This window comes from Streptomyces sp. WMMB 714 (genome assembly GCF_900090125.1).
Classification (GTDB): domain Bacteria; phylum Actinomycetota; class Actinomycetes; order Streptomycetales; family Streptomycetaceae; genus Streptomyces; species Streptomyces daqingensis.
The window spans coordinates 141861-161795 of sequence record NZ_FMHJ01000009.1 but is presented as its reverse complement, the minus strand read 5'-3'; the positions used below and the strand labels follow the sequence as shown (position 1 = coordinate 161795).

The following is a 19935-nucleotide window of genomic DNA, read 5'->3' as shown; positions in this document are numbered from 1 at the left end:
CCCCGGTCCATCCCCTTCGGCTCATCGGCTCGGCCGCCCGCCGTCCACCGCGTCCAGGACGCCGGGGAGAGCCCTGACGAGAGCGTCCACCTCGTCGTCGGTGACGATCAGCGGCGGAGCGAGCCGTACGACGTCCGGCGCGACCGCGTTGACCAGGAATCCCGCATCCTGAGCCGCTTGTTGCACTCGGGGTGCGACGGGCTCGGTGAGCACGATACCCAGCAGCAGTCCCGCCCCGCGGACCCGCTCCACGAGCGGGTGCCCGAGCGACCAGATCGCGTCACGCAGCCGCGCCCCCAACCGCAGTGCGTGCGCTGGGAGTTCGTCCTCGGCGAGGGTGTCGAGCACGGCGAGGGCCGCCGCACATGCGACGGGGTTGCCGCCGAAGGTGGAGCCGTGCTGACCCGGGGTCAGCAGCTGCGCCGCCTCCCCGAAGAGCATCGTCGCGCCCAGGGGCAGCCCGCCGCCGAGGCCCTTGGCGAGCGTGACGATGTCCGGTTCCACGCCCTGCGCCTGGCACGCGAACCAGTGGCCGGTACGTCCGACACCTGTCTGGATCTCGTCCACGACGAGGAGCGTGCCGGTCTCGCGGGTGATGTCGCGGGCCGCCGCGAGATAGCCCTCGGGCGGCACCACGACCCCGTTCTCGCCCTGCACCGGTTCCAGCACGAGGAGGGCCGTGTCGGTGGTGACGGCGGCGCGGAGGGCGTCCACTTCCCCGTAGGGAACGTGCGTGACGTCGCCGGGCAGCGGCTCGAACGGCTGCTGCTTCGCGGGCTGCCCCGTCAGCGCCAGGGCGCCCATCGTGCGGCCGTGGAAGCCGCCTTCGGCCGCGACCATGTGCGTACGGCCGGTGCGCCGGCCCGCCTTGACGGCCGCTTCGACGGCCTCCGCCCCGGAGTTGCAGAAGTAGACGCGCCCGTCCCTGCCGGCCAGTTCGAGGAGCCGCTCGGCCAGTGCCACCGGGGGCTCGGCGACGAAGAGGTTCGACACGTGCCCGAGGGTGGCGATCTGCTCGGACACGGCCCGTACGACGGCGGGGTGCGCGGTGCCGAGCGCGTTGACGGCGATACCGCCGACGAAGTCGGAGTAGGCGTTGCCCTCGGCGTCCCAGAACGTGGCGCCCCGGCCGTGGCTGAGGGGCACTCGCGGAGTGCCGTAGTTGTCCAGCAGCGAGGACTGCCAGCGCCTGGTGAGCGCGGAGTTGGCGGTGCCGTCCGCGCCGTCGCGGACCGCGCCCGCCGCTGCGGCGGTGGTGCTCCCCGCTCCGCTCGCGGTGCTCATGGTGTGGGCTCCCCTTCGCGCTTGTCCGGTACGACCATCGTGCCGATGCCCTCGTCGGTGAAGATCTCCAGCAGGATCGAGTGCTGCACGCGGCCGTCCAGCACCCGGGCCGTGCGGACGCCGTTGCGTACGGCGTGCAGGCAGCCCTCCATCTTGGGGACCATGCCGCTCGCCAGCCCCGGGAGCAGCTCTTCCAGTTCGGCGGCCGTGAGTTCGCTGACGACCTCGTCGCTGTGCGGCCAGTCCGCGTACAGGCCCTCGACGTCGGTGAGCACCATCAGCGTCTCCGCGCCGAGGGCGGCGGCGAGCGCGGCGGCCGCCGTGTCGGCGTTGACGTTGTAGACGCCCCCGCCGGGGCCGCCGTCCTCGTCGTCGGTGCTGCGGGCGATGGAGGAGATCACGGGGATGCGGCCGTCATCGAGCAGGGCCTGGATGGCGCCGGTCTCGATACTCGCGATGTCGCCGACGCGGCCGATGTCGACCGGGAGCCCGTCGACAGTGGCGTAGCGCTTGGTCGCCGCCATGATGTGCGCGTCCTCGCCCGTCATCCCGACGGCCAGGGGGCCGTGCTGGTTGAGCAGGTTGACCAGCTCGCGCTGCACTTGGCCCGCGAGGACCATCCGTACGACGTCCATGGTCTCGGGCGTCGTCACGCGCAGTCCGGCCTTGAACTCCGACTCCAGGCCCAGCCTTTCGAGCTGGGCGCTGATCTGCGGTCCTCCGCCGTGCACGACGACGGGACGCAGCCCGGCCTGCCGCAGGAAGACGACGTCCTGGGCGAAGGCGGCCTTGAGCTCCTCGTCGACCATCGCGTTGCCGCCGAACTTGATGACGACGGTCCTGCCGTTGTGCCGGGTGAGCCAGGGAAGCGCCTCGATGAGGGTGCGGGCCTTGGGCAGGGCGGTGTGCTTGCGTGCGGCGGGGAGGGATGCGGCGGATGTGGTCGGTGTGCTCATGAGCTGTAGGCGCTGTTCTCGTGCACGTAGTCGGCGGTCAGGTCGTTCGTCCAGATGACGGCGGACGAGGAGCCGGCGGCGAGGTCGGCGGTGATGGCGACCTCGCGGTAGCGCATGTCGACCTTGTCCCGGTCCTCCCCCACGGAGCCGTTCTTGCAGACCCACACGCCGTTGATGGCGACGTTCAGCCGGTCCGGGTCGAAGACGGCGTCGGTGGTGCCGATCGCGGAGAGCACCCGGCCCCAGTTGGGGTCCTCGCCGTGCACGGCGCACTTGAGCAGGTTGTTGCGGGCGACGGACCGCCCGGCCTGGACCGCGTCCTCCTCGCTCGCCGCGCCGACCACCTCGATGCGGATGTCCTTGGAGGCGCCTTCCGCGTCGCGGACGAGCTGCTGGGCCAGGTCGGCGCAGACGGCGCGGACCGCCTCGGTGAACTCCGCCTCGTCCGGGACTGCTCGGGACGCTCCCGAGGCGAGCAGCAGCACCGTGTCGTTGGTCGACATGCAGCCGTCGGAGTCGACGCGGTCGAAGGTCGTACGCGTCGACTCCCGCAGGGCCCTGTCGAGCACGGGGGCGTCGAGGTCGGCGTCCGTGGTGAGGACGACCAGCATGGTGGCGAGCCCGGGGGCGAGCATTCCCGCGCCCTTGGCCATGCCGCCGACCGTCCAGCCGTCGCCCTCGTGCACCGCCGTCTTGTGGACCGTGTCGGTCGTCTTGATGGCGATGGCCGCCTTCTCACCGCCGTGGGGAGACAGCTGCCCGGCTGCCTCGGCGACGCCCGGCAGCAGCCGGTCCATGGGGAGGCGCGTGCCGATCAGGCCGGTCGAGGCGACGGCGATCTCGCCCGCGCTGTCCTCCAGCGCCCGGGCCGCCGCCTCCGCTGTCGCGTGGGTGTCCTGGAAGCCCTCGGGGCCGGTGCAGGCGTTCGCGCCACCGGAGTTGAGGACGACGGCGGCCACCTGCCCGCCCTTGAGCACCTGCTCGGACCAGAGCACCGGTGCCGCCTTGACGCGGTTGGCGGTGAAGACGCCCGCCGCCGCGCGGCGCGGTCCCGCGTTGACGACGAGCGCCAGGTCCAGGCCGCCGCTGTCCTTGATGCCGGCGGCGACGCCGGCCGCGGTGAAACCTTTCGCCGCTGTCACACTCACTCTGCTTCTCCGTTCGCTTCGCCGCCGGCCGTACGGTCGCCCCGGGCGTTCACGGGGCTACCCCGGCAGCGGGCAGCCCGAGCGCCTCCGGCAGTCCGAGGGCGATGTTCATGCTCTGCACCGCGCCGCCGGCGGTGCCCTTGGTCAGGTTGTCGACCGCGGCGACGACCACGATCCGGCCGGCGTCCGCGTCGACGGCGGTCTGGAGGTGGACGTTGTTCGAGCCGGTCACCGCGCCCGTGGCGGGCCAGTGGCCCTCGGGGAGCACCGTGACGAACGGCTCGTCCTGGTACGCCTTCTCGTACACGGCGCGTACGGACTCGCCCCCGGCTCCCGGCAGCGCCTTCGCGCTGCACGTGGCGAGGATGCCGCGGGGCATGGGCGCGAGCGTCGGCGTGAAGGAGACGCTCACGGGGCCTCCCGCCGCCGCGCTGAGGTTCTGGACCATCTCCGGTGTGTGGCGGTGCACGCCGCCCACTCCGTACGGGCTCATCGAGCCCATCACCTCGCTGCCCAGCAGGTGCGGCTTGAGCGACTTGCCCGCGCCGGAGGTCCCCGTCGCCGCCACGACGACCGCTTCCGGCTCCGCGAGTCCGGCCGCGTAGGCGGGGACCAGCGCGAGCGAGACGGCTGTCGGGTAGCAGCCCGGGACGGCGATGCGGGTGGCTCCCCGCAACACGTCGCGCGCTCCGGGCAGTTCGGGGAGCCCGTACGGCCATGTCCCCGCGTGGGGCGTGCCGTAGAAGCGCTCCCAGGCCGAGGCGTCGGAGAGCCGGAAGTCCGCTCCGCAGTCCACGACGAGGACGTCCTCGTCCAGGGCCTCGGCGACGGCGCCCGACCGGCCGTGGGGCAGCGCGAGGAAGACGACGTCGTGCCCTTCGAGCACGGAGGGCGTGGTCTCCTCCAGCACGCGGTCCGCGTACGGCGTCAGGTGCGGCTGGAGCGAACCCAGCCGCGAACCCGCGTTGGAACCGGCCGTGAGCGCTCCGACCTCGACCTCGGGATGGGCGGCCAGCAGGCGCAGGATCTCCCCGCCCGCATATCCGCTCGCCCCCGCGACCGCTGCTCGCACTGCCATCTGACCTCCTCCTCGGTAGCATGACTATACGCAGTACGGCAGTTTTATGCAAAAGCGGCCAGAGACCCCCGCGCGGGGCTGACGACCGCCGTCCGCGTGGTCGCCGCTTGACCTTGACACCGTGGCAAGGCCTTCACTGCCGGTCAGGAGGTGCCTCGATGACGATCACGGAATGGGACGCGGACGCGGTACGAGCGCTGCGAGGACTGGAGGACGACCGGCCGTCCGCGCGGCTGCGGGCCGCTCTGGCCGTCGGCACCGCGCCCGACGCGCGCTTCGTCGGCAAGCTCGTCGAACGGTGCGCGGTCGAGCCGGAGTTCTTCGTCCGCGACATGCTGACCTGGGCGCTCACCCGCCACTCCGTCGAACTGACGCTCCCGGCGCTGCTCCGCGAAGTCCGTTCGGGTCGCGGTCAGGCACGCAGCCAGGCCCTGCACACGCTGTCCAAGATCGAAGATCCGCGGGCCTGGCCCGCGATCACTCCGGCTCTGCTGACGGACGCCGACGAGGAGGTGGCGCGCAGCGCCTGGCGGGCCGCGGCCGTGCTCGTCCCGGACGGCGAGCGGTCCGCGCTGGCCACGGTGCTGGTGGGGCAACTCGGGCGCGGCGGGCGGGAGATGCAGTTGAGTCTCAGCCGTGCACTCGTCTCGCTGGGTGATGTGATCGAGCCGGCACTCGAAGCCGCGGGGGCGGCGCGGGACCCGCGCGTATGCGCCCACGCGCTCGCCACCCGGCGCCTCCTGGAGGAGCCGGACGCAGGATTCGAGTCCGCGATCGAGGAGGCCAAGCGCATCGTGGCTCTCGGAGGGCCCGGTGAGGAGGGACGGTAGGACGTGCTGATCGGTGAGGTGGCGCGGCGGTCCGGGGTCAGCGCCCGCATGCTCAGGCACTACGAGTCGCTCGGCCTGGTGCGGCCCTCGGGCCGCACGGGCTCCGGCTACCGGGAGTACTCCGAGGACGACATCCGGCGGATCTTCCACGTGGAGAGCCTGCGGACGCTGGGGCTGTCGCTGCGCGAGATCGCTCGCGCGCTGGAGGACCCCGGCTTCACGCCCTCGGCGCTCGTCGGCGACCTCGTCCACCGGACGCGCGAACGCATCGCCGCCGAGACCGAACTGCTCACGCGGCTGCGCCGGATCGACGCCGCGGAGCCCGGCTGCTGGGACGACGTCCTCCGCACCGTCGCGCTCCTCCAGGCGCTGGGATCGAAGAGCGCCGGCACGCGGCAGCGCGCGGCCCTGTCCGCGGACGAACCTCCCGTACCCGTCGAGGCCCTGGCCGAGGCGGCGCTGGGCGAGACGGATCCGAACGTCGCCGGAGCCCTCAGATGGGCGCTGGCACGCTCCGGCGGCCGGGGCGCGGAGCTGCTGGCGGAAGGCCTCGGCTCGCCGGCTGCGGCGGTGCGGGAGCGCGCCGTACGCGCCCTGGCCGAGATTCCCGGCGAGGAGGCCGCCGGGCTGCTGCGTGACGCCCTCGCGGGCCCGGACGTGCTGGTCCGCGGGCAGGCGGCCCTGGCGCTCGGGTCGCGCGGGGTGGCGGACGGGATCCCGGTGCTGATCGACATGATCGCGGAGGGAAGGAACGACACCGACGCGGCCGATGCGCTGAGCGTGCTGGCCGCCGAGGACGCGACGGCGGAGGAGATCGCGAGCCGGCTCGTCGAGCGCCTAGCCGGCACCTCCGCCGGGGCGCCCGCCCGCGGACGGCTGACCCAGGCGCTCGCGGACATCCCCGGCACGACGGCCTCCCGCGCCCTGGTGGAGCTGTCGCACGACGAGGACCGCGCCGTCGCCCTGACAGCCGCATACCTGCTTCAGCTGCGCGGCCACGACGGCGGTTCCTGAGCGGGCATGGCGGCCGGTCCGGCGGGGAGCGGCCTGCTCGGACGTGCGAATCGGGCAACGAGCACGGTCCGAACGTTGCCGGAGACCGGACATGCCCCTCCGCCCGGGGACGGCGAGGATTCTGCTTGCGACAGACCGGGACGTAACGGCGGCAGCAGAGCCGGCCGCGCTGCGGGTCCCGGCCGAGTAGAAGCGAAGTGAAGTGGCACGTCACAAGAGCGCGAACCCGAGCGGTGCCGCGTCGCACCGCCTCCCCCGGATCCGTTCCACGGACTACGAGGACGCGCCGTCCCGCCGGATCGACCAGGCGCCGCTCACCCGCCTCCTCGCCTCGTGGGAGAACGGCGGGGCCGCCGGCCCTGAGGCGGCCGACGAGGCGGCACGGCTGCTGGCGGAGGACGACGAGGACGGTCCCGTACACCTCGTGCGCGTCCTCGGCGCGATCGAATCGGCGGCTCGCCGGACCGGCGGCAGCCTCTCCCACCTCACCGACACCCAGGCCGTGACGGCCACCTGCGGCGGAACGCTCCACCACCTCGTCGAAGTGCTCCACGCCGGCGGGCTGCGCGCGGCCACTTCCGCGGCCCGCGCCCTCGACGCCCGCTCCCGGTACCTGGTGCTGACCGCGCTGCGCCCGCACTGGCACGGACCGCTGCACGCCATCAGCGGACGGCTCCGCGACAGGGACGTCATGCCCCCCAGGAGCCCCTGGCGGTCGTGACCCGGGCGGCGCCCCGGTCCGGTCCCGTCCCCGTCCCCGGCTTCGGCTTCGATCTCGGCCTCAGGACTGGAGGCTCAGGCTCCACTCGCCCGCACGTCCCGAGAGCGTCGCGGCGGCGAGCGGCTTCACGTCGATGTGCCAGAACGAGTGCGGCGGCGCCTTCAGCGCGTAGCACAGCGCGGCACGCAGCACGCCCGGCTCGACGACCGCGACGACCCAGCCGTCGCCGACCGGGCGGGTGTCGATCCACGCGCCGATGCGCTGGATGAAGGCGACGAGCGACTCGCCGCCGTGCGGTGTCATGCGGGGGTCGGTCATCCAGGCGTTCACGGCCCGGGGTTCGCGGGCCGTGACCTGCTGGAGCGTGGAGCCGTTCCAGCGGCCCATGTCGCAGTCGCGCAGCGCGGGCTGGGCGAGGGGCGCCAGGCCGAGGGAGACCGCGGTCTCCCGGCAGCGAGCCGACGGCGAGCAGTACCGCAGCTCGGCGGCGGCCAGGTAGGACAGCGCCGGCTTCGCCCTGCGCACCTCGTGCCACCCCGCCGGGTCGAGCGGCCGGCTGTCGGCGAACCGCGCGTCGAGCACCGACGCACTGCGGCTCGCGGCCAGCAGTGTGAGGCGAAGGGCCATTCGGCGATCGTAGAACGAGCGGGGGCCTTGTTCGACAGATCGTCCGCAGGGAGCACGACTGCGCTGGTAGGCGTCCCGTGGGACGCCGCGCACCTCAGGTGGTGAAATCGATGTGAGCGTCGCGAAAAGACGGACCGGCCACGGGAGGCCCGTGTGGACCTGGACGAAGTGGCGGACGAGCTGTACGGGCTGCGGCCGGAGGAGTTCACCGCCGCCCGGGACGACCGCGCACGGCAGGCACGCGCCGCGGGGCAACGCGACCTGGCCGGCCAGATCCGCGGCCTGCGGCGCCCCACCCTCGCCGCGTGGGCGAGCAACCTCCTCGTACGCGAGCAGCAGGAGGACGTCGCCCCGCTGCTGCGGCTCGGCGAGCAGCTGCGCGACGCCCACCGCGACCTGGACGGGCAGGAGCTGCGCGCCCTCTCCCACCGGCAGCACCAGCTCGTGGCCGCCCTGGCCCGGCAGGCGGGGCAGCTCGCCTCGGACGCCGGGCAGCCCCTCGGCCCGCAGGCCCAGCAGGAGGTGGCGCAGACGCTGCAGGCGGTGCTGTCGGACCCGGGTGCCGCGCGGGAGTGGGCCGGCGGAAGGCTCGCGAAGCCCCTGTCCGTTGCCGTCGGGTTCGACGCCGCCGCCGAGGCCGCGGGCCCGCAGACCCGCACCGGGGCCGGACGCACACGGAAGCGGAAGTCCTCCTCCGCCGGAACCGCGTCGTCCTCCGGGAAGAGCGCACGGCGCTCGGACAGCACCGCGGACGGGGGCAGGTCACGAGCGGACGGGAAGGCCCGTCAGGCCGGGGAGCGCACCCGTCAGGCCGAAGAGCGCACCCGCCGGGACGCCGAGGAAGCCGACGCCCGGGCGGAGGAGCTGAAGCGGGAGGCGGAGGCGGCTGACGGCGACGCGGAGGCGGCACGGTCGGCGCGGGAGGAGGCCGGGGAGAGGGTGGAGCGGCTGCGCGAGGAACTCCGGGAGGCCGAACGGGAGCACACGCGTCGCCGCAAGAACGAGCGGGAGACCGACCGGACGGCGCGGGAGGCACGCCGCCGCGCGGAGGAAGCCGGGAAGCGAGCGAGGCAGTCGGCCGACGCGGCCCCCTCGGCGGGACGAGGGCGGAGCGGCAAGGCCGCCCCTCGCGGCGGACGCCGGGGGCGCTGAGCCACACCGCCCCCGCCGGGGGCGCTCGCGAATCGGCGGGCGGGGACACCGCTTGCCGCCGGGACGCCCGGCCCGGTCACCCCTGCCGCGGCTCCTCGCGGACGACTTCCCGCGGGTCCTTGTCGTCCCGGAGGCCGAGGAAGCGCGGGTGGCGCAGCTTGCCGTCCCGCGTCCACTCGGTGAAGCCGATCTGGGCGACGAGCTCGGGCGACGCCCACCGGGCGCCCCGCTCCCGTACGGGATCCGCGAACGGCGAGCGTGCGACGGCCAGTTCGTCGAGGCGGCGGCGGAGTGAGACCAGTGTCGCGTTGTCGTAGCCGGTGCCCACCTTCCCGGCGTAGCGCAGCTTCCCTCCCTGGTGGTAGCCGATCAGCAGCGCCCCGAACCCGACGCGGGTGCCGGAGGGCTCGGTGCAGCCGCCGACGACGAACTCCTGGCCCGCCTCGCACTTCAGCTTCAGCCAGTCCGGCGAGCGGCGGGTGACGTACCGCCCGTCGGCCACCTTGGCGATCAGCCCCTCCCAGCCGCGGCGGCAGGCGTCGTCGAGGAGTCGCGGGCCGCCCTGGTTGCGGTGCGAGGTGAAGCGCAGCGGGGCCCGGAAGTGGAGGGCGCCGCGCAGCAGTTGCTTGCGTGTCCGCAGCGGGAGGGCCCTGACGTCGGCCCCGTCGAGGCGCAGCAGGTCGAAGAGGTAGTAGGTGACGGCGACGCCTGTGGCGCGGGCCTGGCGCGGGTCCGTCAGCTGCATCCGCTGCTGCAGCCGCTCGAAGGAGGTGCGGCCGCCGGCGAAGGCCACGATCTCGCCGTCGGCTGTGAAGTCGTCGCAGCCCTGCGCGGCGAGGGCGTCCACGATCTCCGGATAGCTGCCGTTGAGCGGCTTCCCTGTGCGCGACAGCAGGCGGATGTCGTCGCCCTCCCGTACGGCGAGGACGCGGATGCCGTCCAGCTTGCGTTCGAAGAGCCACCCACCGCCCTCGAAGTCCCGCCTGTCGCTGAGGGTCGCGAGCATCGGACGGGCCGCCAGATCCCTGCCGGGGGGCGCGTCACGGAGGCGGGCGCGGTGGTCTTCGGGGAGGGCGTCCAGCAGGGAGCGGTCCATGGTTCGTCCTCTGTGCCGGTGGGGCTGAGCGCGGTGTTCCTGTGGCGTCAGGGACGTCGCGCGTACCCCCGTGGGCGGCCGCCATGCCGGGACGGCCGGGGACGGGCAGGGCGTGCGGACCGCGGGCGGAAGCGGACCGGATCCGCCCCGTTTCCGCCCGGATTCGCGGGGCAAGCGGGGACCACGGCAGAACACATGGCAATACACCGGCCCGCTGACGGGCCGGAAACGGAGGTTCACCCATGCTGAAGGCGATTGCAGACATGCTGCGGACCATCGGCGGCGCCGTGGCCACCGTCGTGACTCTGCCCTTCCGCCTCGTGGCCAGGCTCTTCGGCGGCGTCTCCGACACCGCCCACGGCCGCCACTGACGGCCTGACGACGGCCCGTCCGGTCCCGGACCGGACGGGCGTGTGGGGGACGGAACGACCGCGCCCGCCGCGAGGTGACGACCGCGGCGGGCGCGGCTCTGCCTCCGCACGGTTGCGCTCCGCGCGTCGCGAGCCGCCCCGCCCGGCCAGAGCGCCGCGCCGAGTGGGTCAACCGGCCGGGCTTTGAAGCGCGTTGGGCTGTCGTCCCGCCGTCCGCGCTCACCAGGCAGAGCGGTGCGTCACTCCGGCGCGGCCGGGCCGGCCACGTCGCTTCCGGCCGGTGGTGCGCTGCGGCCGCCCGTCTCCTCGAACGCGTCGCACAGCCGCCGTACGCCCTCCACCAGGTCGGCCTCGCCGCTCGCCGGTGCGAAGCTGAGCCGCAGGTGCGGCGCCGGTGATTCGGCGGGGAAGTACGGGCGTCCCGCTGCTACGGACACACCGGCCCGCAGCGCGGCACCGGCGAGCGCCGTCTCACCCGTACCGGCGGGCAGGCGCGCCCAGAGGTGGAAACCGCCGCGGGGCACCCGGGCGGGCACCAGGTCGGGCAGCCGGCTGGCGAGCGCGGTGAGCATGACCTCCCGTCTGCTCCTCAACTCCCCCGCCACCGTGCGCAGATGACGCTGCCACGCGGGAGCTCCGACGAGTTCGAGCGCGGCCTCCTGCAGCGGCCTCGAGACGAAGAAGCTGTCCACTGTCTGCACGGCCCGCAACCGCTCCAGCACCGGCCCGCGCGCCGCGAGCGCCCCCACGCGCAGGCTCGGCGACGTGATCTTCGTCAGAGAGCGCAGGTGGACGACCCGGCCGTCCGCGTCCTCCGAGCACAGCGGGGGCGGCAGCGGGCCGGCGTCCTCGTGGGCGAGGCAGCGGGCGAAGTCGTCCTCGACGACGAACGCCCCGGCCTGCGCGGCGGCCGCCAGGACGGCCTCCCTCCGCCCTGCCGCCAGTACGGCGCCGGTGGGGTTCTGGAAGAGGGGCTGGCAGACGAAGACGCGCGCCCCGCTGGCGCGGAACGCAGCGGCGAGCAGCTCCGGCCGGACCCCGTCCGCGTCGACGGGCACGGGGACGGGCCGCAGTCCGGAGGCCCGCGCCGCGGCGAGCAGCCCCGGGTATGTCGGGGACTCCACGAGGATCGCCGCTCCGGGTGCCGCGAGTCCGCGCAGGGCGGTCGTGATGGCGCTCTGGCCTGCCGCGGTGACGAGCACGTCCGCGGCCGTGACGCTCCCCGAGGGACCGCCGATGTCCCTCGCGAACCAGTCCCGCAGCTCCTCGACGCCCTCCACCGGCGGCCGGGACCACGCCCCCGGGCGCCTCCCTGCCCTCGCGAGCGCCGCCGACAGCGCGCGCTCGGGGCGCAGGTTCGCGGGCAGGTACCCGCCGCTGAGTTCGACGACGCCGGAGGGCGGCACCGCCAGGGTCGCCAGCACTCCCCCGGCGTCCACGCTGCGCGGCACCTGATCGGCGGAGGCGTCCGCGCTGAGCGCGACCTCCTGCCAGGAGGTGTCGCCCTTCACCGCCGGGGCCGTCCGCGGCTCCGCACGGAAGGCCCCGGCGCCGGGGCGGGTGACGACGAGCCCTTCGGCGGCGAGGCGGGCGAGAGCGCGGGAGACGGTCACGGGACTCACGCGATGAGCCTCGACGAGCTCCCGGCTCGACGGCAGCTTCTCACCCGGCAAGTAGCGGTTGAGGTGCGCACGGAGAGTTTTCGCCAGTTCAGCGACGCTGCTACGCTCATGCATGAGAGACAACGATAGCGCTATTGGTTCGCAGGGAGTAGCGGTTCCACCTCGCGGGGCGGACGTCGACGCGAAGGGCGCACAGCCGCGGCACCACCTCGCGGCGCCCGCACCGGCCGTGCGGACCGCCCCGGGCGCACCCCGTGCGGGCGGCGGCGGGCTGCTGCTCGCCGCGTTGGGCGTCGTCTGCTTCTCCCTCACCTTTCCCGCCACCGCCTGGACGCTGGAGGGCTTCGGCCCCTGGTCGGCGACCTTCCTGCGGCTGCTGCTGGCTGCCGTCCTCGCGAGCGTCCTGGTCGCCGTACTCCGCGTGCCCGTGCCGGCGCGGCGCCACTGGCCGTGGCTGGCCGTCGCGGCGTCGGGCGTCATGGTGGGGTTTCCGCTGCTGACGACGCTCGCCCTGCAGACGTCCACCACCGCGCACGCGGCCGTCGTCGTCGGACTGCTCCCGCTGACGACCGCGCTGTACTCCTCCCTGCGCACCGGGGCACGGCCGTCCCGTGTCTTCTGGGGGGCCGCTCTCGCGGGGGCGGCGGCCGTCATCGCCTTCGCAGTGCACGAGTCCGGCGGCGCCCCCACCACCGGCGACCTCTTCCTGGGCGTCGCGCTGCTGCTGTGCGCGGCGGGGTACGCGGAGGGCGCGCGCCTGGTGGGTGAGCTGACCGGGACGCAGGTGGTCGGGTGGGCGCTCGTGGGGTGCCTGCCGCTCGCCGTGCCGGGAGCCGCCGTCGCCCTCGCCCTGGAGCCCTCCGGCGGGCCGACCGTGCACGCGGTCCTCGGGCTGCTGTGGGTGGCCGCCGGGTCCCAGCTGCTCGGCCTCACGCTCTGGTACCGCGGACTGAGCGTCGCGGGAGTGGCCCGGGCGAGTCAGACGCAGCTCGCGCAGCCGCTGCTCACACTCGGCTGGTCGGTGCTGCTGCTGGGAGAGGAGCTCTCCGCGGCCGCGCCGCTGACGGCGGTGGCGGTGCTGGTCTGCATAGCGGTCGTGCGCCGGAGCCGTACCTGACGGGCCGGTACCGCTTTCGGCGGCGGTGGCTGACGGGCCTCAGCCCGGGCGCAGTTCACCGCACCGCCGTAGACTTATCGGTGCAGACAGGCACAGTGCGGACTGCACGGAACCACCCGTGCACACCCTGCGGACAGGAGGGTCCTCCTGATGCGAGCGAAGACGGGCGACAGCCTGCTGATGCACGGGCGGGTCGTGGGCGACCACGACCGCGTCGCGGAGATCGTCGAAGTACTGGGCACCGACGGCGAACCGCCCTACCGGGTGCGTTTCGACGACGGCCACGAGGCCGTCATGTCACCGGGACCCGACACCGTGGTGCGGGAGCGCAAGAAGGCCTGACGGCCCCTGACGGACGTACGCCGGGCGGCGGCCGCGCATGAGCGTGCGGCCGCCGCCCCCGTATGCGCGACAGGCCCGCCCCGGCCCTGCGCTATCCGCCCAGGTCCGGGCAATCCTGCCTGAAAGGGCAAGCGGAAGTGCACCTCCGGTGCCGCTGTACGTCCTTTACGCTCTGCCCCCGCCCCGTCACGCTGGGCCCCCGTAACGACGTTCGTACGCGGCGGAGTTCGAGGGGGAGCGGCACGATGCGCGCACACGAGCACGACCGGGAACACGGCCACGAACACGACGAGGTGCTGAGGCGGGACGGGACGCCGGGTGACACGCGCGCCCCGGCGGAGCTGCCGCATCTGCTGCGCGCCGCTGCCTCCGGCCGGACGGACGTCGTCGGCCGGTCCGGCATGGGGGCCCTCCAGCGGACGGTCGGCAACGGCGCCGTGACGTCGATGGTGCAGCGGGAGGGCGCCGGGGACGGGCGCGAGCAGGAGGAAGGCGCCGGGCAGTCCGCTGCCAGGTCCTCCGTCCACGACGTGATCTCCTCCTCCGGCGGGCAGTCCCTGGACCAGGACACACGGACCGACATGGAGGGCAGGCTCGGTGCCGACTTCTCCGACGTACGGGTCCACACCGGCTCCGCCGCGCACGACTCCGCGAAGGACGTCGGTGCCCGCGCCTACACGGTCGGCAACAACGTCGTCTTCCAGCGCGACGCCTACGACCCCTCGTCCCACGAGGGCCGCACCACTCTCGCCCACGAGCTGACGCACGTCATCCAGCAGCGCAGCGGGCCCGTGGAGGGAACCGAGGCGCCGGGCGGTATCCGCGTCAGCGACCCGTCCGACCGCTTCGAGCAGGAGGCCAGCGCCAACGCCGAACGCGTCATGGCACAGCCCGCTCCCGCGTCCGAGACGGCTTCCGGTCCTGCGGCGGGCGCGACGGCCGCGCCCTCCCCGGCCGCCGCCGTTCAGCGGCAGGCCGAGGACGAGGAGGAGGAACCGGCGGACGTGCAGGGGTCGTTCGTGCAGCGCGCCGCCGGCGACGCGAAAGCCGAAGAGGAGGAGGAGCCACCTCCGGAGTGAGCCGCCGTACGGCGGGGGCCGCTGACCGGCACGGCGGAGACGCACGCCGTGCGGACCGGCGGGGCACCCGGCCCCCGGTTGGCTGCGGCACCCGAACTGGCTGGCCCTGCCCGGGTTTTGAGGACGAGACGCGGGCCTTGAGGACCACGAAGGGGCGCGTACGGCGTGCGGCCCTACGCGCCCCGGAGGCCGGACCCCGGCCCGGCGTGCCCGTCAGTCGCCCTTCGCGTCCCTCAACGAGCCGCCGAGGAACAGCGATTCGCTGCACTGGGACGGCTTGGGCGCCTTCACGGGCTTGCCCACCTCGCGGCAGGTGATGGAGATGGTGATCTTGCCGCCGGCCGAGACCTCGATCGGAGTCACGAAGTGGTAGTCGGAGTCGCGGAAGTTCTCCAGCGCGAGGTCGAGCACCTGCCCGTCCTCGCTGGAGACGACGACTGTGCCCGAGTCGCCCTGAGGGTTCTGCACGACGATGTCGGTGAGCGAGAAGACCTTGCCGCCCTCGACCGTGTACGCGGTCTTGTCCGTCGCACCACCGCCGACGGAGTCCTTGACCTGCACACGCGCACTCTTCGGCGCGCCGCCTCCGCCGCCCGCGCCACCGGAGCCGCTCGCCCCGCCGCCGTTGCGGCCGCCGCTCTGCCCGCCCGAGCCGCTCGCCCCGCTGTTCGCGCCGCCACCCGCGCTCTTCCCGTTCTCCGCTGCGTTCTTGGCGCGTTCGGCCTCCGCCGAGTTGATGGCCTCCGGCGTGATGGCCTCCTTCGCCGCCGACCGCACCGTGGGCCTCAGCAGCCCGTACCAGAGCCCGGCCAGCAGGCCCACCAGCAGCACAGCAGCGATGAGCACGCGGGGCAGCCAGCGCGGCAGGATGGCCTCCTGCTCGTACGTGCCGTCCAGCACCACGGGCATCCCGGGCTCGGCGCCATCCCCGAACGGGCGCTGGGTCACGAGCACTTGGAAGGGATGGGTGACCGGCGCCCCGCGCCACACGCGCTGCACCGGACGCACCTTCAGCTTCGCGAACTTCGCCTCGCCCGGCGGCACGTCCAGCTGCGCGGGCTCGAAGACCAGCCGTGCACGCTCGGTCTCCTCCCGCGCCTCCAGGTCGAAAGAGGCATGCGTGTTGCCCCTGTTGTCGACGGCGACCTCGTGACGTCCCCTCCACGCGCTGTGCGAGGCGCGGGGGACGATCTCGGAGGTGACGTCGCTGAACGGCAGTACCTCGACGGAGCGTTCGGGAACCACCGTCTGCGCAGGGTCACTTGTGGGGATGACGCGCAGGCCCAGCGGCGTCTCGCCCGGCATGACGGACGAACTGCGCGGCGGGTGCAGCGTGATGGTCGCGGTACCGGACGCGCCGGGGTAGAGCGACAGGCTCTCGGGCTCGACAGCGGCCCAGCCCGCGCAGGGCCCGACCACCTCGAAGCGGACTTCCTCGACCGTGGTGCCCGAGTTGAGCACCTGGACGGGTAAGGCCGCCTCGCTGCCGGGCTCCAGGCTGACGGTGGACTCGTCGAGGCTCGCCGAAACACTCATGGCGCGCACCGTACGTTCACACCGGCACCACGAGGAGCGGCCGGACAGGAACGCTTTCGGGCAAATGCGGGTTCTCTCTGAGCCATCGTGTTCTGCCCTCTGTCGCACGGCACGGACGGCGGGGGAGCCTTCTGCCGCACAGAGCCGCAGCGACTGGAAGAGAGACCGATTGCACATAGGCAGGCGCACCGGCGCCTGACTGAGGGGGAGGGAAGCACGGGATGAACCAGCACACTTCCGTGGACCGCGTCACCGTCGACGTACGAGCCCAGGACCCGATCTCGCAGGCCGGTCTGGCCAGCCACCTGCGGACGCGGCCCGAAGTGCGGCTCGTGGACCAGGACGCCGAGGAACCGCCCGAAGTGGTGGTCGTCGTCGCGGACGCCGTCGACGAATCGGTGTTACGGGCGTTACGGCAGATCCACCGGACCAGCGCCGCGCGGGGGGTTCTGGTCACGACGCACATCGACGAGCAGCAGCTGCTCAGCGCGGCCGAATGCGGCTTCGTCGGGATCGTACGGCGGGCCGACGCCACGCCGGAGCGCCTGGTGAAGGTCATCAAGGCCGTGGCCAACGGGGAGGGCCATGTACCGCCGGACCTTCTGGGCACGCTCCTCGAACAGGTCGGCAAGCTCCAGGGGGAGGTGCTGGGGCCGCGCGGACTGAACTTCACGGGGCTCGCCACGCGGGAGATCGAGGTGCTGCGGCTCGTCGCGGAGGGGTGCGACACGGCGGACATCGCCCTCAAGCTCGCCTACTCGGAGCGGACCATCAAGAACGTGCTGCACGCGGTGATGACGCGGCTGAACCTGCGGAACCGCTCGCACGCGGTGGCGTACGCGCTGCGGCAGGGTCTGATCTGAGCCTGAGCCTGAGCCATGAGCCATGAGCCCTGAGCCCTGAGCCCTGAGCCCTGAGCACGATGTGACGGGCAGCGCCTGTCGGCCTACTCCGGCGCGGGCGCTGCCTCTGTCCCGATGCCCGTACCGGGGCCCTGAGTCGCCGGTCCGGAAGGGGCCGCGGGCGGGGCACGACGGACGCAATGCGGCGCGGACCCGGCCTCGATGCACGTTCGGGCACGGGCCCGTACCCGAAGGGTTGGCTCCCTTCCGCTCTCCACCGACGGGGCGGGCGGGCGAGGGTGAAGCGCGCATCGGCGGATCACAAGGGGGGCTTCTGTGCGGGGTGTTCAGCGCCTTCGACGACCCGGCGCGGCGGGATGGCGCACCGCGGCACACTCCGTCAGGCGGCTGGCAACCGGGACGGCCGCCCTGCACATCGGCGCACTGACGCTCGTGCTCGTACTCGCGATCAGCTTCCTGCCCGGTGTCGTGGCATGGTCCGAGCCCGGCGACCGCGGCCCGAGCGTCACCCCCGACCGCGTCGAGGAATCCCTGTCGCCGGGCGAGTCGTTGACCGTCGAGAAGAAGGTGCGCACACCCGTCGTGCCCCCGCGGCCCGACGTCGTGATGCTCGTCGACGGCACGGGCAGCATGGGGCCGCCGATCGCGGACGTGCAGGAGAACCTTCGGAGTATTACGCGATCGGTGACCGACGAGCAGCCCGACGCCCGCTTCGCCGTGGCCACTTACGGCGACGTCACCGACGGCCCCCGCGCCTACACGGTGCTTCAGGGCCTCACCGACAACATCGACGACGTCCAGAAGAACGGCGTCGACCGCCTGGACACCGACCGCGGCTACCAGAGCAACGGCCCGGCCGAGGACTGGATCAACGCGCTGTGGCAGATCGCCCACGGAAGCGGTGGGCAGACCGAGTTCAGGGAGGGCGCCAGCCCGGTCGTCGTCCTCGTCGGCGACGCGTCCAGCCACGACCCGAGCCTCGGCCACTCCCTGGGGGACACGACAAGTGCACTGCGCGAGGCGGGAGTTCGCGTACTCGCCGTCGACGTGACGACGGAACTGGGCGACGGCCTCAACGGCAACGGCGACAACGGCAACGGGGAGGAGGACAACCAGGACCCGACGCACGAGCCGAACCAGGCGACGAAGGTCGCGGAGGAGACCAACGGCGAGCTCTTCGAGGGCATCGACGCCGACGAGGTCTCCGACAAGGTCGTCGAAGGGCTCACCAACCTTCCCACGACGATCAGTTACCAGACCCTGGACTGCGATCCGTCCCTGTCCGTCTCGCTCGAACCGTCGACGCGCACGGTGACCAGCGGCAAGACGGCGACGTTCACGGAGACCGTCAAGGCCGACAAGGACGCGCCGCAGGGCGCCGACCTGGAGTGCACGATCCAGTTCCTCGCCGACGGGAAACTCCCGGACGGCAGTTCACCGGACGCCGTCGTCGAAGACGCGGCCGCGCACCAGAACCGCGACCCGTACGTGGCGGGGCTGGAGGGCGCCGACTCGGGACCGGGTGCGGGGGCCGACTCGGGAGGCCGTGCCATCGCCGGTGCGGCGGCGGGCGCGGTGGGCGGCGCGGACGGGACGGCGGCCGCGGGCGCCGCGGCCGGGCTCATCGCCGGCACGGGCGACTCGGAGGGCGGCCTCATTGCCGGGGCCGCGGTCGGTGGCGTCGGCGGCGCGGACGGCGAGGTCATCGCCGGAGCGGCAGCGGGCGCGATCGCCGGCACCGGCGGGTGCGACGGCAGCACGGTCGGCCTGGTGGGCGGAGCCCTCGCGGGGCTGACGGGCGGCGACACCCTGGGCGCGCTGGGCGGCCTGCTGGGAGGGCTGCTCGGCGGCGGGTCCGGCGGATGCGACGACGGGGGAACGATCGAAGGAGACGTGCAGGGCGACGTCCAAGGAGACGTGCAGGGGGATGTGCAGGGCGACGTCCAAGGCGATGTACAGGGGGATGTCCAAGGCGATGTACAGGGGGACGTCGAAGGGGACGTTCAGGGGGAGGTGGAAGGTGACGTACAGGGCGACGTCGAAGGTGACGTGGAAGGTGACACCGAGGGTGACACCGACGGCGATGACGGCGGGAACGACGAGCCCGTACCCGACTACCAGGAGGTCATCACCATCACCGTCGAGGACGTCGACGCCCCGGAGGTGACGGTGGACGACCGTACGGTGGAAGCCCCGGGCAAGTCAGGAGCCGAAATCGACTTCCCCGCCACGGCGATCGACGCCGTCGACGGCGAACTCCCCGTCAGCTGCGAACCGGAGTCCGGCTCCCGCTTCAAGGTCGGTACGACGAAGGTCACTTGCGAGGCCACCGACTCCGCGGGCAACACCGGCAAGGACACGGCTGAGTTCACCGTGCTGCCGCCGCCCGTACCGAACGAGGCGGATGTCGCGGTGAAGACGAGCGTCGCGCCCGCCGAGAACTACGTCGGCAGGCAGACCGTCGCCCGCTTCGTCCTCACCAACGCGGGCCCCAAGACAGCCAAGGACGTGGTCGTCACGGCCGAGTGGCCCAAGCCGGACAAGGCGAAGCGCCGTGCCCTCGGCCCTCTCACGGGCTGCACCCTCAGCGACCCGTGCAGCATCAAGCCCGGCGGCCGGCTCGTCGTGGCACAGGCAGCCGTCTACCGCGAGGCGGAGAGCGGGGACGTCAAAGCCACCGTCAGCAGCTCCCCCAGCGATCCGGACCGGAAGAACAACAAGGACAGCGCTCATCTCCGCGTCCTCGAACCGAAGTTGACGGTGACGCCGAAGGCCGGACCGCCCGGCCAGGCCGTACTGGCACGCGGCAAGGACTTCCCCCCGGGCAGCACGGTCAGCCTGACGTGGAAGCCCGGCATCACCGCCGCCCGCTCCCCCGTACGGGTCGGCCGGGACGGAGAGTTCGAGGCACCGGTGCTGGTACTGCGCAAGGACCAGATCGGTCCGCGAAAGCTGCGCGCCGACGTCCGTGCGCTGGACCGGCTGCAGAAGCCGTTCCTGGTCGTCCAACGACACCTGGAACCACCGGACTTCGCAGGACGGGGCTGAGCAACGCATCTCGACGGAAGGGCAGCGCGACGACGCGTAGCTGGGAGGAGG

General features: G+C 73.3%; 18 protein-coding genes. 10 read left to right on the top strand and 8 right to left on the bottom strand.

Translation table 11 applies throughout. The annotated features are described in order from the left end of the window. Positions 1-21: 21 nt before the first annotated feature. The 4 genes from H181DRAFT_RS18145 to argC are packed head-to-tail and all read right to left on the bottom strand — an operon-like array spanning position 22 to position 4466. Positions 22-1284 carry an acetylornithine transaminase gene (locus tag H181DRAFT_RS18145; RefSeq protein ID WP_074467932.1) on the bottom strand — a complete coding sequence of 421 codons (1263 nt, stop codon included), beginning with the start codon at positions 1282-1284 and terminating at the stop codon, positions 22-24. Continuing rightward, positions 1281-2240, bottom strand: a complete 960-nt coding sequence (argB, locus tag H181DRAFT_RS18140) for an acetylglutamate kinase (protein WP_045865567.1) — start codon at positions 2238-2240, stop codon at positions 1281-1283. The genes H181DRAFT_RS18145 and argB overlap by 4 nt, the downstream gene beginning before the upstream one ends. Then, a complete protein-coding gene (gene argJ, locus H181DRAFT_RS18135; protein WP_045865566.1) occupies positions 2237-3388 on the bottom strand; it encodes a bifunctional glutamate N-acetyltransferase/amino-acid acetyltransferase ArgJ in 1152 nt (383 codons plus the stop codon). The genes argB and argJ overlap by 4 nt, the downstream gene beginning before the upstream one ends. 49 nt (positions 3389-3437) lie before the next feature. Next, positions 3438-4466, bottom strand: coding sequence for an N-acetyl-gamma-glutamyl-phosphate reductase (gene argC / locus H181DRAFT_RS18130; protein WP_045865565.1), 1029 nt, complete (start codon positions 4464-4466; stop codon positions 3438-3440). Positions 4467-4624: 158 nt separating this feature from the next. On the opposite strand from argC, the gene H181DRAFT_RS18125 reads away from it, so the two are divergent. The 3 genes from H181DRAFT_RS18125 to H181DRAFT_RS18115 all read left to right on the top strand — a co-directional run bounded on the left by H181DRAFT_RS18125 (position 4625) and on the right by H181DRAFT_RS18115 (position 7031). After that, positions 4625-5296, top strand: coding sequence for a HEAT repeat domain-containing protein (locus tag H181DRAFT_RS18125; protein ID WP_045865564.1), 672 nt, complete (start codon positions 4625-4627; stop codon positions 5294-5296). Between the two features lie 3 nt (positions 5297-5299). Next, positions 5300-6310: a MerR family transcriptional regulator gene (locus H181DRAFT_RS18120; protein WP_045865563.1), complete on the top strand. Its 1011-nt coding sequence runs from the start codon at positions 5300-5302 to the stop codon at positions 6308-6310. A gap of 202 nt (positions 6311-6512) precedes the next feature. Next, positions 6513-7031 carry a hypothetical protein gene (locus tag H181DRAFT_RS18115; protein ID WP_045865562.1) on the top strand — a complete coding sequence of 173 codons (519 nt, stop codon included), beginning with the start codon at positions 6513-6515 and terminating at the stop codon, positions 7029-7031. A gap of 60 nt (positions 7032-7091) precedes the next feature. Here H181DRAFT_RS18115 and H181DRAFT_RS18110 read toward each other — a convergent pair whose 3' ends face one another. Further along, complete coding sequence (locus H181DRAFT_RS18110) at positions 7092-7658, bottom strand: histidine phosphatase family protein (protein WP_045865561.1); 567 nt, start codon at positions 7656-7658, stop codon at positions 7092-7094. 153 nt (positions 7659-7811) lie between these two features. Between H181DRAFT_RS18110 and H181DRAFT_RS18105 the strand changes: the two genes are divergently transcribed. Further along, positions 7812-8810: a hypothetical protein gene (locus H181DRAFT_RS18105; protein WP_045865560.1), complete on the top strand. Its 999-nt coding sequence runs from the start codon at positions 7812-7814 to the stop codon at positions 8808-8810. 76 nt (positions 8811-8886) lie between these two features. On the opposite strand, the gene ligD is transcribed toward H181DRAFT_RS18105, so the two are convergent. Further along, positions 8887-9906, bottom strand: a complete 1020-nt coding sequence (gene ligD / locus H181DRAFT_RS18100; RefSeq protein WP_045865559.1) for a non-homologous end-joining DNA ligase — start codon at positions 9904-9906, stop codon at positions 8887-8889. Between the two features lie 242 nt (positions 9907-10148). On the opposite strand from ligD, the gene H181DRAFT_RS29980 reads away from it, so the two are divergent. Next, positions 10149-10277 carry an LPFR motif small protein gene (locus H181DRAFT_RS29980; protein ID WP_254666900.1) on the top strand — a complete coding sequence of 43 codons (129 nt, stop codon included), beginning with the start codon at positions 10149-10151 and terminating at the stop codon, positions 10275-10277. Between the two features lie 239 nt (positions 10278-10516). Here H181DRAFT_RS29980 and H181DRAFT_RS18095 read toward each other — a convergent pair whose 3' ends face one another. Next, the gene (locus tag H181DRAFT_RS18095; RefSeq protein ID WP_074467931.1) at positions 10517-12013 is read right to left on the bottom strand and encodes an aminotransferase-like domain-containing protein; all 1497 of its coding nucleotides are present in this window, start codon (positions 12011-12013) and stop codon (positions 10517-10519) included. Between H181DRAFT_RS18095 and H181DRAFT_RS18090 the strand changes: the two genes are divergently transcribed. From H181DRAFT_RS18090 to H181DRAFT_RS18080, 3 genes are all read left to right on the top strand, one after another. Further along, on the top strand, positions 12012-13016 hold the full coding sequence (locus tag H181DRAFT_RS18090; protein WP_074467930.1) for a DMT family transporter: 1005 nt from the start codon (positions 12012-12014) through the stop codon (positions 13014-13016). The two genes, H181DRAFT_RS18095 and H181DRAFT_RS18090, sit on opposite strands and share 2 nt — an antisense overlap. 150 nt (positions 13017-13166) lie before the next feature. After that, positions 13167-13358: a DUF1918 domain-containing protein gene (locus tag H181DRAFT_RS18085; protein WP_045865556.1), complete on the top strand. Its 192-nt coding sequence runs from the start codon at positions 13167-13169 to the stop codon at positions 13356-13358. A gap of 245 nt (positions 13359-13603) precedes the next feature. Further along, entirely contained in the window at positions 13604-14437 is an 834-nt protein-coding gene (locus H181DRAFT_RS18080) for an eCIS core domain-containing protein (RefSeq protein WP_045865555.1), read from the top strand. 213 nt (positions 14438-14650) lie between these two features. On the opposite strand, the gene H181DRAFT_RS18075 is transcribed toward H181DRAFT_RS18080, so the two are convergent. Continuing rightward, the gene (locus tag H181DRAFT_RS18075) at positions 14651-15973 is read right to left on the bottom strand and encodes a COG1470 family protein (protein ID WP_175439795.1); all 1323 of its coding nucleotides are present in this window, start codon (positions 15971-15973) and stop codon (positions 14651-14653) included. A 221-nt stretch (positions 15974-16194) separates the two neighbouring features. Here H181DRAFT_RS18075 and H181DRAFT_RS18070 point away from each other — a divergent pair, with 221 nt between their 5' ends. After that, positions 16195-16836, top strand: coding sequence for a helix-turn-helix transcriptional regulator (locus H181DRAFT_RS18070; protein ID WP_078895817.1), 642 nt, complete (start codon positions 16195-16197; stop codon positions 16834-16836). Between the two features lie 315 nt (positions 16837-17151). Beyond that, positions 17152-19884: an HYR domain-containing protein gene (locus H181DRAFT_RS18065; RefSeq protein WP_254666899.1), complete on the top strand. Its 2733-nt coding sequence runs from the start codon at positions 17152-17154 to the stop codon at positions 19882-19884. Positions 19885-19935: the final 51 nt, after the last annotated feature.